The sequence below is a fragment of the Roseovarius sp. CAU 1744 genome (assembly GCF_039839345.1).
Classification (GTDB): domain Bacteria; phylum Pseudomonadota; class Alphaproteobacteria; order Rhodobacterales; family Rhodobacteraceae; genus Roseovarius.
This window is the reverse complement of record NZ_JBDOQV010000002.1, coordinates 161413-175406: the sequence shown is the minus strand read 5'-3', so window position 1 is coordinate 175406 and position 13994 is coordinate 161413. Positions and strand designations below refer to the sequence as shown.

13 protein-coding genes are annotated in these 13994 nt (G+C 62.6%); 4 read left to right on the top strand and 9 right to left on the bottom strand.

Annotated elements, in window-relative coordinates:
* Positions 1-146: 146 nt before the first annotated feature.
* From AAFO92_RS04765 to AAFO92_RS04755, 3 genes are read right to left on the bottom strand one after another with little or no spacing between them, the layout of a single operon-like run.
* A complete protein-coding gene (locus AAFO92_RS04765) occupies positions 147-896 on the bottom strand; it encodes a DUF4336 domain-containing protein (protein ID WP_347533516.1) in 750 nt (249 codons plus the stop codon).
* Positions 897-909: 13 nt separating this feature from the next.
* Positions 910-1455: a peptidylprolyl isomerase gene (locus AAFO92_RS04760; protein WP_347533515.1), complete on the bottom strand. Its 546-nt coding sequence runs from the start codon at positions 1453-1455 to the stop codon at positions 910-912.
* Complete coding sequence (locus AAFO92_RS04755; RefSeq protein ID WP_347533514.1) at positions 1448-1954, bottom strand: peptidylprolyl isomerase; 507 nt, start codon at positions 1952-1954, stop codon at positions 1448-1450. Before AAFO92_RS04755 ends, AAFO92_RS04760 begins: the two co-directional genes overlap by 8 nt.
* 130 nt (positions 1955-2084) lie before the next feature.
* On the opposite strand from AAFO92_RS04755, the gene AAFO92_RS04750 reads away from it, so the two are divergent.
* The 4 genes from AAFO92_RS04750 (at position 2085) to AAFO92_RS04735 (ending at position 6052) form a co-directional block, all read left to right on the top strand.
* Positions 2085-3272: a phosphoglycerate kinase gene (locus AAFO92_RS04750; protein ID WP_347533513.1), complete on the top strand. Its 1188-nt coding sequence runs from the start codon at positions 2085-2087 to the stop codon at positions 3270-3272.
* A gap of 254 nt (positions 3273-3526) precedes the next feature.
* Positions 3527-3634, top strand: a complete 108-nt coding sequence (gene pqqA / locus AAFO92_RS04745) for a pyrroloquinoline quinone precursor peptide PqqA (protein ID WP_347533512.1) — start codon at positions 3527-3529, stop codon at positions 3632-3634.
* A gap of 463 nt (positions 3635-4097) precedes the next feature.
* Positions 4098-5645, top strand: a complete 1548-nt coding sequence (locus AAFO92_RS04740; protein WP_347533511.1) for an aldehyde dehydrogenase family protein — start codon at positions 4098-4100, stop codon at positions 5643-5645.
* A 59-nt stretch (positions 5646-5704) separates the two neighbouring features.
* Positions 5705-6052 carry a DUF779 domain-containing protein gene (locus tag AAFO92_RS04735; protein ID WP_347533510.1) on the top strand — a complete coding sequence of 116 codons (348 nt, stop codon included), beginning with the start codon at positions 5705-5707 and terminating at the stop codon, positions 6050-6052.
* On the opposite strand, the gene AAFO92_RS04730 is transcribed toward AAFO92_RS04735, so the two are convergent.
* The 6 genes from AAFO92_RS04730 to AAFO92_RS04705 all read right to left on the bottom strand — a co-directional run bounded on the left by AAFO92_RS04730 (position 6049) and on the right by AAFO92_RS04705 (position 13994).
* On the bottom strand, positions 6049-8268 hold the full coding sequence (locus AAFO92_RS04730) for a PAS-domain containing protein (protein ID WP_347533509.1): 2220 nt from the start codon (positions 8266-8268) through the stop codon (positions 6049-6051). The genes AAFO92_RS04735 and AAFO92_RS04730 overlap by 4 nt on opposite strands.
* Positions 8258-9442, bottom strand: a complete 1185-nt coding sequence (locus AAFO92_RS04725; protein WP_347533508.1) for an FIST N-terminal domain-containing protein — start codon at positions 9440-9442, stop codon at positions 8258-8260. The genes AAFO92_RS04730 and AAFO92_RS04725 overlap by 11 nt, the downstream gene beginning before the upstream one ends.
* Positions 9443-9469: 27 nt before the next feature.
* A complete protein-coding gene (locus tag AAFO92_RS04720; RefSeq protein ID WP_347533507.1) occupies positions 9470-10165 on the bottom strand; it encodes a response regulator transcription factor in 696 nt (231 codons plus the stop codon).
* A 165-nt stretch (positions 10166-10330) separates the two neighbouring features.
* Positions 10331-12097 (bottom strand): PQQ-dependent methanol/ethanol family dehydrogenase, encoded by a 1767-nt coding sequence (locus AAFO92_RS04715; protein WP_347533506.1) that lies wholly within the window; start codon positions 12095-12097, stop codon positions 10331-10333.
* Positions 12098-12339: 242 nt separating this feature from the next.
* A complete protein-coding gene (locus AAFO92_RS04710) occupies positions 12340-12873 on the bottom strand; it encodes a tetratricopeptide repeat protein (protein ID WP_347533505.1) in 534 nt (177 codons plus the stop codon).
* 164 nt (positions 12874-13037) lie between these two features.
* Positions 13038-13994 (bottom strand): YVTN family beta-propeller repeat protein, encoded by a 957-nt coding sequence (locus AAFO92_RS04705; protein ID WP_347533504.1) that lies wholly within the window; start codon positions 13992-13994, stop codon positions 13038-13040.

Here is a 13994-nt window from a genome sequence, read left to right as displayed (position 1 = left end):
CCCGCTTTGAAGGACGGTGCAATGATGCGCGAACGCGCCATTCCTGCCTAGCAGGACCACGCGATTGTGAGAAATCGTGCAGTGATGGCAATGTGCTTGGGCGCGCACCCCGCCTGCAGCGAAGACATCAGCCGGACTGCAAAACCTCAGGCCCGCCCGTCCATGTCGTCCAATGCGCGGCTCCACTGGCGTTCATGCAGAAGCTTCTTGAACACCCGCTCCAGTTCCTTCACGGCGCCGCTTTCATAGCAGCGCCCATGCGACAGGATGATGCGGCGCGGGCGCCAGTCGATCATGTGTTCGACCGAGGGCGCCAGCCCCGCATTGCTGTAGCGGCGGCGCATCAGGTAGGGCATGTTGCCGGCGCTGTCATCGGTGCCCGCCAGCCAGATCAGCGGACGCATCCAGGCGGGCAACCGCGCGGTCTCGAAATTCTGGATCAGGTCGGCAACAATCAGCGTGGCCGAGGCGCGATGGTGAAACACCGCCTCGCGATAGGCCCGGCTGCCACCGACGATCAGATGTGCGATTTCATGCTGCCAGGGCGTGTCGCCACCCAGGTCGTGGTCATGTTCGATCACGTTGCCGCGCGCGCCGTCGGGCGGCACACCCCAGACCTGCGCATTCGGATAGGCGCTGCGCCATTCGTTCAGGAAAACACCGTGTTCCCAATTGGGTATGACCAGATGTTCAACCGGCCCAAGCGCCTCCAGCTCGGCTTTCAACGCATCGCACAGCCCGGTGGGCGACTGCACCCAGAGCGTCCCGTCCGCCAGCTGCACCACCGTGGCCCGGGTCGAGATCGGCATCCGGCGGCAGATCACCGCCGGGCCGTCCACGATCCAGATCCCCTCGTCCACGGGCTTGAGCGTGCCGAGGGGGGGATAGGTGGTCATGCAGGTGCGCCCGTCACTCGACCACGGTCACGGATGTCATCACGTCGGGCTGGCCCGGCACGGCCCCGGATTGCCCCTGCCCGCGCTTGATGGCATCGACCACCTCCATGCCCTCGGTCACCTGGCCGACCACGGTATATTGACCGTTCAGGAAATGGCCGGGGGCAAACATGATGAAGAACTGGCTGTTGGCGCTGTCGGGGTTCTGCGCCCGCGCCATGCCGACCACCCCGCGGTCAAAGGGGATAGCCGAGAATTCGGCCTTCAGATCGGGCCTCTCGCTGCCGCCGGTGCCGGCGCGGCCCGAGGTGTCACCCTGCTTGCCGAACTGCACATCGCCGGTCTGGGCCATGAACCCCTCGATCACGCGGTGGAATACAACGCCGTCATAGGCGCCTTCGCTGGTCAGCGCGGTAATCTGCGCAACATGGTCCGGCGCCACGTCCTCGAAGAGGTCGATCTTGACGGTGCCGTTCGCCTCGCCCGCGATCTGGATCTCAAGCCCGGTGGCAAACGCGGGCCCGGCCATCAGCGACATCAGAATGGCAAGCTTACGCATCGGCGGCCACCTTCACGCTGATCATCCGGTCAGGGTTCATCGGCGGCTCACCCCGGGTGATGGCATCCACATGTTCCATCCCCGAGGTCACGCGGCCATAGACCGTGTATTGGCGGTTCAGGAAATGGTTGTCGGAGAAGTTGATGAAGAACTGGCTGTTGGCGCTGTCGGGGTTCTGGCTGCGGGCGGCGCCCAGCGTGCCCCGGTCATGCGGCACGCCGCTGAACTCGGCCTTGAGGTTGGGCAGGTCGCTGCCCCCGGTGCCGGCGGCGCGCAGGTTGAAATCCTTTTCCATGTTGCCATTGGCAACATCGCCCGTCTGCGCCATGAACCCGTCGATCACCCGGTGAAAGGCCACGTTGTCATAGGCACCCGCACGGGCCAGTTCCTTCATCCGGTCACAATGGCCGGGGGCCACGTCGGGCAACAGTTCGATGGTAACGGTGCCGTCCTTCAGTTCCATCAGGATGGTGTTTTCCGGGTCTTTGATCTCGGCCATCTGGCTCTCCTTCGTCGCTAGGTTGCCCCGATACCTAGGCGTTAACACCACGATTGCCAAGCGCAGAGCTTGACCCTTGGTGGGCTTCGCGCCAATAGGGGCGCGAATTACGGTACGGAGGCCCGGTGGCATGAGTTGGAAAACCCTGGACGACATCGAACTTGAGGGGAAACGGGTGCTGACCCGGGTCGACATCAACGTGCCGGTCGAAAACGGTATCGTCAGCGACACCACCCGGATCGACCGGATCGTGCCGACCATCCATGACATCCTGGCCCGCGGTGGCAAACCGATGCTGATCGCGCATTTCGGCCGCCCCAAGGGCAAGGTCGTGCTGGACATGTCGTTGCGCCTTGTCGTGCCCGCGCTGCAGGCGGCGATTGGCCGGTCGGTCACGCTGATCGAAACACTGGAGGGGGCCGAGAACCTGACGGACGAGGCCCGCGCCGCCGACGTGCTGCTGCTTGAGAACATCCGCTTTCACCCCGGCGAAGAGGCGAATGACCCCGACTTCGCCAAACGTCTGGCCGGGCTGGGCGATGTCTATTGCAACGATGCGTTTTCCGCCGCGCACCGGGCCCATGCCAGCACCGAGGGGATCGCGCATCACCTGCCCTCCTGCGCGGGCCGGCTGATGCAGGCCGAGCTCGAGGCGCTGGAGGCCGCCCTGGGTGCACCGCAGCGCCCGGTCGTGGCCGTGGTGGGCGGCGCCAAGGTGTCGACCAAGCTGGAACTGCTGGGCAACCTGGTCGACAAGGTCGATCATCTGGTGATCGGTGGCGGCATGGCCAACACGTTCCTGGCGGCGCAGGGCCTGAACGTGGGCAAATCGCTTTGCGAACACGACATGGCCGATACCGCCCGCGCGATCATGACCAAGGCCGCGACCACCGGCTGCGAGATCATCCTGCCCGCCGATATCGTCGTGGCGCGTGAATTCGCCGCCTGCGCCGAGAACGCCGTCTTTGCCGCGCATCTGTGCCCCGATGACGCGATGATCCTGGATGCGGGGCCACAATCGGTCACCCGCGTGGCCGCCGCGCTGGATAAGGCCAAGACGCTGATCTGGAACGGCCCGCTGGGTGCCTTCGAGATCGAGCCTTTCGATGCGGCCACCAACGCCGCTGCACGCCACGCCGCGGCGCTCAGCCGCGCGGGCAAGCTGATTTCGGTCGCCGGTGGCGGTGATACCGTGGCCGCGCTCAACCAGGCCGGCGCGGCGGGGGATTTCACCTATATCTCCACCGCCGGGGGGGCGTTCCTGGAATGGATGGAGGGCAAGGATCTGCCCGGCGTGGCGGCATTGCAGCGCGCATAGCGGGCCAATCTGAGGAAAATCCGGGCTGTCGAAACCGCTGCAAAAGCAGGTGCAGCAAGGCCAAGACGAGCTTTGCTGCCGCAGACCTGATATCTGGCAGCGCACCGGAAACCCCGATGGCAGCGGTTGACGGCAGGGCATCCTCGAACGCCGAATTTGGTACCCGTCTCCACCTACGACCAAAGGATCATACCCCCCTGGCCGGCCTGTGCGCTACACTCGCAGCAACAGACCGTCTAATAGTGGAGGATGAAATGGCCTGGCGTGCACCTGAGATTCGCGAAATCGACTGCGGCATGGAAATCAACATGTATTCCCCGTCCGAGTATGAGGACCGCGAATACGAACCCGACCTGTTCTGATCCCAACCTGAATTGAATCCCGAACTGCGGATCCTCGCCCTGGCCACAGATGCCGGGGCGGGGTTGCGCAATTGCGCTGCCCGGGCCGCGAGTGCCGGGATTTTTCAAGTCGACCTCGACCTGAGGGTGATGCAACTTTAGGGTGAATTCGGAACGGCCGCGTTACAGCGCGGACAGTCACCCGATCACGGGCGTGCCGGGCGCGTTTTGTGCCCGGCTGACCGAGCGGACCTACCCAGCGACATTCGTGATCGCGCCCTCGACGGGCGTGGCGCGAATTTTTTATTCGTACCAATATAATCCGTTAGATAACAATATGTTACCAGACATTCACGGACATAAAACGACGCTGCGACTAAAGTGCAATTTCGCAATGCGGACAAAACCCCGACTATCCGGATACTGAATCGCGGCGTCGGCCTGAGCGGGTTGGCGTATCGGCTAAATCTCCGGGAGGAACCCTATGAACGTCCAAAACCAACTCAACCTCAGCGCATCGCTGGACACGTCCCATCTGGGCGTCCAGACGCCGTTCAAGACGCGCTACGGCAATTTCATCAACGGCGAGTTCACCGAGCCCAAATCGGGCCTGTATTTCGAGAACACCACCCCGATCACCGGCGAGGTCGTCTGCGAGGTTGCGCGCTCGAACGCCGATGATGTCGAGGCGGCGCTGGATGCCGCCCATGCGGCGTTCCCGGCCTGGGGCAAGACCTCGCTGGCGGAACGCTCCAACATGCTGATGAAGGTCGCTGACGTGATCGAGGCGAACACCAATCTTCTGGCCGCCGCGGAAACCATCGACAACGGCAAGCCGATCCGCGAATCCATCGCCGCCGACATTGCGTTGGCGGTCGATCACTTCCGCTATTTCGGCGGCGTGATCCGGGCCGAAGAAGGCACCGTCGCCGAGATCGACGCCAACACCTACGCCTACCACATCAACGAACCGCTTGGCGTGGTTGGCCAGATCATCCCGTGGAATTTCCCGCTGCTGATGGCGACGTGGAAGATCGCGCCGGCGCTGGCGGCGGGCAACTGCATCGTGCTGAAACCGGCCGAGCAGACCCCGGCCTCGATCATGGTGCTGATGGAACTGATCGGCGACCTGATCCCGCCGGGCGTGCTGAACGTGGTGAATGGTTTTGGCCTTGAGGCGGGCAAACCGCTGGCCTCGTCGAACCGGATCGCCAAGATCGCCTTTACCGGTGAAACCACGACCGGGCGGCTGATCATGCAATATGCCAGCCAGAACATCATTCCGGTGACGCTGGAGCTGGGGGGCAAGTCGCCGAACATCTTCTTCGAAGACATCATGTCGGCCGACGACGCGTTTTTCGACAAGACGCTGGAAGGCTTCACCATGTTCGCGCTGAACCAGGGCGAGGTCTGCACCTGCCCCAGCCGTGCGCTGATACAGGAATCGATCTACGAGGATTTCATCGCACGGGCGATCGAGAGGGTCGGCAAGGTTCAACAGGGCAACCCGCTGTCGATGGACACGATGATCGGCGCGCAGGCTTCGACTGAGCAGATGGAAAAGATCGCGTCCTACCTGCAGCTTGGCAAGGATGAAGGCGCCGACGTGCTGATCGGCGGCAATGTCGCGGCGCTGAACAGCGGGCTTGAGAACGGCAACTATATCCAGCCCACCGTGTTCAAGGGCCACAACAAGATGCGGATCTTCCAGGAGGAAATCTTTGGCCCGGTCCTGTCGGTCACGACCTTCAAGGACGAGGCCGAGGCGCTGGAGATCGCCAATGACACGCTCTATGGCCTGGGCGCCGGTGTGTGGACGCGCGACGGCAGCCGTGCCTTCCGCATGGGCCGGGGCATTCAGGCCGGCCGGGTCTGGACCAACTGCTACCATGCCTACCCTGCCCACGCGGCATTCGGAGGCTACAAGCAGTCGGGCATCGGGCGCGAGAACCACAAGATGATGCTGGATCATTACCGCCAGACCAAGAACCTGCTGGTCAGCTACGACGCCAACGCGCTTGGCTTCTTTTGATCTCTCCCTGGCTGGTCCCGGTTGATCCGGGGCCGGCACTTTCGTTGAGGCAGAAAACCATGACCGACTCCCCAAGCATGAAAGTCACGGCCACGAATGCGGCACTGGAGCTTATCGAGCAGCTCAAGATGCAGTACGGGCCGAATCTACTGTTCCATCAATCCGGCGGCTGCTGTGATGGCAGCGCGCCGATGTGCTATCCCGACGGCGATTACATCGTCGGTGACAACGACGTGCTGGTCGGCGTGGTCGGCGGGCTGTCATTCTACATGAACGCCGACCAGTACGACCGCTGGCAGCACACCAATCTGATCATTGACGCGATCCCCGGGATCGGCGGCATGTTTTCGCTTGAGAACGGCACCGGGAAACGGTTCCTGACCCGCTCTGACGTCTGCATGACCTAGGCCGGGTTCAACAGGGTGTTCAGGTAGCTGCGCAGACGGGTTGGTTGCAGGGGCTTGTAAAGCAACAGCACATCCTCTTCTTCCGCGCTGGCAGATAGCTGTTCGGACCTGTTCGCCGTGATCAGGACCGAGGGGATCGGCCCATTGGCATCGCGCAGTTCGCGGATCGCGTGAAGGCCGCTTTCGCCCTGATCCAGGTGGTAGTCGGCCAGGATCACGTCGGGCACCACGCCAAGCTCCTTGATCAGCGCATGCGCCTCGTCAAGATTGGTTGCCTCGATCGGGCTGGCGCCCCAGCTGTCAAGCAGCGCCATCATGCCCAACCGGACCTCGGCCTCGTTCTCGATGATCAGGGGGATCATGCCGGCCAGCGAGGTGATCTTGGGGGCCGTGCGCAACCCGTTCTGGCCACGCGCGGCAGGTGCCGGATCGCGGAAGGGAACGCGAACGGCAAATCGGGTGCCCACGCCTTCGGTACTGTCCATCATCAAATCATGGCCCAGCAGATCACAGGCGCGGCGCACGATGGTCAGGCCAAGCCCCATGCCGGGGGCCGTGTCCTGCCGTTCGATGCGCTGAAACTCGTGAAACACACGCTCCTGCTGATCGGCCGGAATGCCGGGGCCGGTGTCATGCACCTCAATCAGCAGGTCCGACCCCTTGCGCCGCGCGCCCACCAGCACCTTGCCCGATGTCGTATAGGCAATGGCGTTGGAGGCAAGGTTCTGGATGATGCGCCTGAGATATGAGGCATCGCTTTCGACCTCGAGCCCGCAATCGACGACGTGAAACTGCAATCCCTTCTCCGCTGCAATGGCCTGGAATTCCTCGCGCAGCGGGGTCAGCAAGCGGTACAGGGGAAAGACCGAGATCGTGGCCGACGTGCCGGCGTCCAGCTTGGAGATATCCAGAAGAGCACTGAGTATGGTTTCCACGCTGTCAAACGCGCTCTTCACACGGGCGGTGACGTCGGCCTGCAATTCGCTCATCTCGGTTTCCTCAAGTGTCGAGATGAAAAGTTTCGCAGCATTCAGCGGTTGCAGCAGGTCATGGCTTGCCGCCGCCAGGAACCGCGATTTTGAGGTGTTCGCGTGCTCTGCGGCATCGCGGGCCTTCTGCATCTCGGCTGTGCGTTCCTTGACCCGCTGCTCAAGCGTTTCGTTGACCTCATGCAGCGCCGCCGTGATCGCGCGTTCCTTGGTCACGTCGGTAAAACAGATGACGAAACCGCCATCGGGCGTCATGTCGGTGAAGACATCGAGAATGGTGTCGTCGTCGCGCTGGAATTCGACGCGGAGCGGTTCGCGGTTACGCCGTTCGGCGACCCAATCGACCACCGCCTGCGGGGCGTCCAGCGATCTGAAGATATGTGCGGTATTGAAGTGATCGACGAAACGGCTGAAGCCGGTGCCGGTGCGCATCAGGTCCATTGGCGGCGTCATCAGCGCGAAGAACTGGTCGTTCCAGGCGGCCAGCCTGTCATCGGCGTCGAATATGCAGATCCCCTGGTTGATGTGATCCAGCGTCGCCCGGATCAGCCGGGCCTGATCGTCAAGCAGCTTGTCCCGCTCGCGCCGCTCCATCTGCACCATGTCGGTCACTTCGGTTTGCAGGATGGCGGTGCCGCCGTTCGGCGTGCGCTGCTGGCTGACCTGAATCCAGCGGTCATCCTTCAGCTCGACCACGAAATCGGCGTGGAACTGCCGCAGGCGGCGCAGCCGGTTGCGGCGCCAGGCCTCGGCGCTGCCATCACCCGGCAGCACCAGCTCCGCGCTTTCCGAAACCAGCCGGGTGTAATCCTCGAACAGCAGCCCCGGCTTGATGTGGCGCACCACATCCGGAAGCATCCGGGCAAAGCGCCGGTTGGACATGATCAGATGGCCATCCGGTGCGAACAGCGCAAAACCTTCCCTGACCGCCTCCAGCGCATTGGACAGGTCCGCCCGCGCGGTTTCGGCTTCTGCCTTGGCCTCGGCCAGACGGGCCCGGGATTGATTCAGGAGCGTCACCGCCTCTTCCAGGTCGCGGGTGCGCGCCTTGACCTGCGCCTCGAGCGCGACGGCGGTCTGGAAATGGGCATAGCTGTTGAAGCCGTCCTCGCCGCTGGCCTCGACCCTGTGCATCAGCACGTCGACGATGCGCTGCAGCTTGTCGATCTGCCGGGGCTGATCGTCGTCGGGGCGCAACAGCGGGACGGCAGGGGCGTCACGGTGCATCGGCTTCCTCCGGCGCATAGATGGCGACCCCGGTGAAGGTCTGGTTCACGTGCAGCATGTTGAACTGCTCGCCATAGGTGTGAAACCCGACAACCCGGTTCTCGGCCAGGATCGAAGAGATGCGCCGCCGGGCCTGTATCTGGTCGATCTCCAGCTTGCGCAGGATGCATTCGCAGGCAACGATCGTGTCCGGTTTTCCATGCGTCGCAGCAAGATTATCCATCGCCTGTTCCAGATGGGTCACGATGTCCTCGGGCTCTGCCACGGTCAGCACCAGACCTTCGTCGATGGCACTGAAGAAGCGCAGGTCGCCGTTCTCCTCGACCTTCTGAATGGCCCGGACGTGGTACTTGCCGCCGACCTTGACCATGACCGGGCTGGCGGCAAAGACGAAGGGGGACAATTGCCCCGGATCCTTGCCGACCATGCGGGCGTATTCGACGGCGGCCGGTTCGGCGTTGATCTCGCTGACCAGGCGGCGTTCCGGATCGGCGCGGGTCACGACCATCCGGGTGTCGGTGGGGCCGAAATGGTCAAAGCGGAACACCTTGATCCGGCAGCGCGTGCGGAAGATCGCCAGCACCGAGGCGCGCTTGTGAAACGTGCCTTCGGCAAAGAGCGCGGTTTCATGAAAACTCAGCCCATCCCCTGCCGACCCCCCGAACAGCGGCACGGTGCCAAGCGCCGGGTTGATCAGTGACACCATCCGGTCTTCGTTCCGGGCCATGCCGTCATTCAGCATGAAGGCGAATTCGCCCTGCCAGTCGGGCGCGGCGCGGGCGACCTCGCTGAGCTGATCGAGCACCGCCTCCGCGATACCGGCGCCGTCCTCTTTCTCGGCGTCTGTCACCAGCCGCACCGAAGCGCAGAAATGCGACGCCGGAAATCCCACGGCGACGATCGTGTCATCGGCGAAACCATCCGGTGCGATCTCTCCGGCGGTGGTGCAGCCGATCACGGGAAAATCGGGGAATGACGCGTTGATCTCATCGGCCAGCGCATTCGACAGATGCGTGGGAGAGATGAATACGACGACCAGCGCAAACCTTTCTTGTCCAAGCTGGCTTTTCAGTTCGCGCAGGGCCGCGTCCGGGGCCGGTGCCGACGTTACCGCGCGTCGGACAACATGTCCGAGATCCGGCAAGCCATGTTCCAAGGCTCCGTCTGTTGACACTGCGCTTTCCGTTTTCCTGGCCCTCGTCTAGTTGACAATACCCGAATTCAGGATCGTGTCGAACTTTGCCTTCTGCGCCACCAGCACCGCCTGGGTACGGCTGTGAACGCCAAGCTTGCGCAGGATCGCGGTCATATGCGCCTTGACGGTGGTTTCGGCGATCGAAAGGTCATAGGCGATCTGCTTGTTGAGCTTGCCTTCGCAGATCAGGCGAAGGATGCAGGCCTGTTGCGGCGTCAGGGTGGCAAGCCGCGCCGCGGCGTCGTTATCATCGATGCCGTCATCGTCATCGGGCGCGATATAGTCTGGCGGCGTATAGCTGCCACCCGCCTGAATGACCCGGAACGCCTCTGTGATGGTCTCTTTCGGGGAATCCTTGGGGATGAACCCCGCCGCGCCTTCACGCATCACGGACATGACCATCTCGTTTTCCGACATTGAGGACACCACGATCACCGGCGTCTGCGGCACTGCCATCTTCAGGCGCACCAACCCGTCAAGGCCATCCACATCCGGCAGGTTCAGGTCGAGCAGCACAACATCGGGCACAACCCCGGATTTCAGCGTTTCAAGGGCATTCTGCAAGGTGTTGGAAACGGTGACATGTTGTGCCGTCATCCCGTTCCTGAGGGTCATCGAAAGCGCCTCGCAAAAGAGCGGGTGGTCGTCGATGACCAGAACTTCGCGAAGTGGCGCGCTGGCCTGTTTGGCGGTTGCTGACATGTTCATTGTTTCCACGCTGCCGACTATGCGCCCAGCCTAGCACAGTTCAGCAGGCGTTGCTTTGCGACTAAAGGCGTAGGGCTGGATCGAGCACCTTGTATCGACGGCCCGCAAACGAAAAGCACGCGCCCGAAGGCGCGTGCGGGACCGTTTTCTGACACCTGCTCAGTTGTTGCCGGCAAGCTGGCGCGGCAGCCTGAAGGTCCAGAGCGTGCCGCCCTGGTTCAGGAAACTCACCTGTTTCGCGACCTCGCCACCCCAAAGCGGCACCGCGCCGCCCCAGCCGGAGATGACCGAGACATACTGCTCGCCGTCCTGCTCCCAGGTGATCGGTTGTCCGACGATGCCCGAACCGGTCTGGAAGCTCCACAATTCTTCGCCGGTCGCATCGTCAAAGGCGATGAAATGGCCCTCGGGCGTTCCGGTAAAGACAAGCCCGCCCGCGGTGGTCATGACGCCACCCCAGAGCGGCGCGGGGTTCTGGAACTCCCACTTGATTTCGCCGCTCATCGGGTCAAGCGCCTTGAGCGAGCCGATGTAATCCTCGAACAGCGGCTTGATGGTAAAGCCCGCGCCCAGATAGGCCGCACCTTCCTTGTAGGCGATCGGCTCGTTCCAGATGTCCATGCCCCATTCGTTGGACGGCACGTAGAACAGGCCGGTGTTCTGGCTAAATGCCATCGGCATCCAGTTCTTGCCGCCCAGGAACGAGGGAACGGCAAAGATCGTCTCGCCCTTGTTGCCATCGGCTGCGGCCGTGGGATCGCCGGGACGGTTTTCTTCATTGAAGATCGGACGGCCGTTCTCGTCGATCCCCTCGGCCCAGGAAATGTCCTTGACGAAAGGATGCGCGGCGACGAATGCGCCATCCTCGCGGTTCAGGATATAGAAGAAGCCGTTGCGGTCGGCGGTGCCGAAATAGTTCTTGCCATCCGATCCGGTGAAGGCCACCACCTCGTTCACGCCGTCGAAATCCCAGCCCTCGCGCGGGGTGGTCTGGAAATGCCATTTGATGTCGCCCGTGGCCGGGTCGATCCCCAGGCGGCTGGCCGCGTAAAGGTTGTCACCGGCGTTGCCGTCGACCGGGGTGCCGGCATTGCGAAGGTGGCTGTTCCAGGGCGCCGGGTTGCCGGTGCCAAAGACCAGCGTGTCGGTATCGGCGTCGTAGGAACCGCCCAGCCAGGTCGCCCCGCCGCCGGTTTTCCACATATCCCCCGGCCAGGTCGCGTTCAGCGTCCCGGTCATGGTGCTTTCCTCGCCGTTCAGGGTGCCCATGTGCCCCTCGATCACCGGCCGGGTCCAGACAATGTCACCGGTTTCCGCATCACGCGCCTGCACCTCGCCCACAATCCCGAATTCGCCGCCGGAATTGCCGGTGATGACCAGGCCGTTCACGATCAGCGGCGCGGCCGTGTAGGAATAGCCTGCCTTGTAGTCACCGATCTTGTCGCGCCAGACGACATCGCCGGTCTTGAGGTCAAGCGCCACGAGCCGCGCATCCAGCGTGCCGAAATAGATCTTGTCGCCAAAGATCGCGGCGCCGCGATTGATGACGTCACAGCAGGGCAGGATCCCTTCCGGCAGGCGCGCGTCGTATTGCCAGAGCTCCTCACCGGTTTTCACGTCGATCGCGTAAAGCCGCGAATACGACCCGGTGATATACATGATCCCGTCATAGATCAGGGGCTGGGTTTCCTGCCCGCGCTGTTTCTCACCGCCAAGCGAGAACGCCCAGGCCGGCACGAGATTCTGCACATTGTCGCGATTCAGGATGTCAAGCGGGCTGTAGCGTTGCAGATGCCGCCCCATCCCGTTGGTAACCACCTGGGTTGTGATCGTCTGATCGTTCCTGAGATCCTCTTCCGTCACTTCCGCCTGCGCGATACCTGCCGCGACAAGGCTTGCCGTGACCGCCATGATAAACCGGTTCATCTTCGTCCTCCCTTGGTCCAACCGAGCCGAGGTAGATCCGTCGACATACGGGATCATCGGCTTGCCGGTATTATCGGAGCAGCGACGCGATGGTGAAATTGCACAAAGGTCGTAGACGTTGATGAGGTCAGCCAAACCTGTGTTTTCCGACGTCATGACGAAGGTTCCCACCCCGTCCGCAGCTTGCAGGGGCTGAATGCCACAGGCCCGGGCAGCGGCGACCGGGATGGCCAATGCGCAAATCAGAAAAGCGGCGCGTATTTCCAGCGATCCGCGTCGGGCGTCACCTCTTCGGGGTCATAGCCCGCCGCCCGCATGCGCTGCGCGATCGGCAAACCGCTTTCGGCGGCGGCATCAATCAGCCGTTGTCCCTGTTCGACATCGCGCGCCACGCCGTGACCGCGAATCATGTTGAGGCCGAGGTTGAATTGACCGACCGGATCGCCGGCCTCGGCTGCCCGCCGATCCCATTCCGCCGCCGCTTCGGGATCGTAATCGCCGCCCAGCCCGTTATTGTCGAGCTGGCTCATCCAGGTCATCGCGCCGGTATAGCCGGCGCCTGCACAGGTTTCGAACAGTTCACGCGCCATGCCGTGGCGGCCGCTCTTGGTGATGAAATAGCCCGAGGCACAGGTCGTCATATCCGTGTGGCCGTTGCGTATGTTGTCCATCATCCGGCCAATCGTCATTTCCTCGGGGTTGAGCACCCCGCCCGGTTCCGCGAAGGCCGGAACCGCGGTAAGGGTGAGGGTCACGATGGCGAGGGATTTCAACATGCTGCGGCCTCCTTCACGGCGCAGCCTAGCATCACATTCCCGGGTTTTCACCCGCCTTGGGGTCGTAGAACAGGTCAGACCTGCTGACACAGAACGCCCCTGCCCGCCTGTCCGGTGCGCCCTGTCGCGCAAAACGGAGATAGGGCCTTACGCGTGTTAGCTGCTTACGGCCGCGTCGCCGCACCCCAGGGGAAACGACCTACCTTGATGGATTTGACGGCCTCGCGCCGGGCAACGTCGATCACGGTCACATCTCCGGAAACGCCATTGGTGGTAAAGAGCAGCGTCTTGTCGGGTGAGAACGCCATGTGCCAGACCCGGCGACCCACGAGGATGTAATCCTTCACCTCGTAAGTGTTGGTATTGACCACCGCGACATGGTTCGACGGGCCAAGCGCGACAAAGGCGGTGCTGCCATCCTCGGTGAACTCGAACCCCACCGGCTGCACCCGGTCAGGATGGACGCCCTGCACCTCGAACCCGATCTTGGCGATCTCGGCCTGGCCCTCGGTTTCGAACACGCTGATCGTGCCGCCGATTTCGGAACTGACCCATAGCTTGCTGCCGTCATGGGTGAATTCGGCATGCCGGGGGCGGCTGTCGACAAGCGAATTGGCATATATTTGCTGGCTTTCGGTGTCGATCCAATGCGCCATGTTCGTGGTCTCGGACGTGGTGATGACGGTGGCGCCATCGGGCGAAACGGCCATTCCCTCGGGTTCGATGCCCACATTGATCTGGGCGACCGCATGCCGGGTTTCGATATCCACCACCGTTGTCACGGCGTCATCCTCGTTGGCGATGTAGAGGTGCCTGTCATCGGGATGCAGGACAAACTGCTCGGGGTCTTCGCCCGAAGGCAGGTCATGCAGGATTTCACCGCTTGCCGGGTCCATCACCTGCACCGTGTCGCTATCGGAAGCGCAGATATAGAGGCGGCTGTAATCCTTGGAAAAGGTGATACCGCGCGGACGTTCGCCTGTCGGGATCGTGCGGGTGACTTCCAGCGTTTCGACATCAATCACGCTGATCGTGTCGTCCTTTTCATTGCTGATCCAGATTTCCCCGGCCTGCGCGACCGGGGTGGTGACAAGGAAAAGCGTCGTGATCAGATGTTTCAT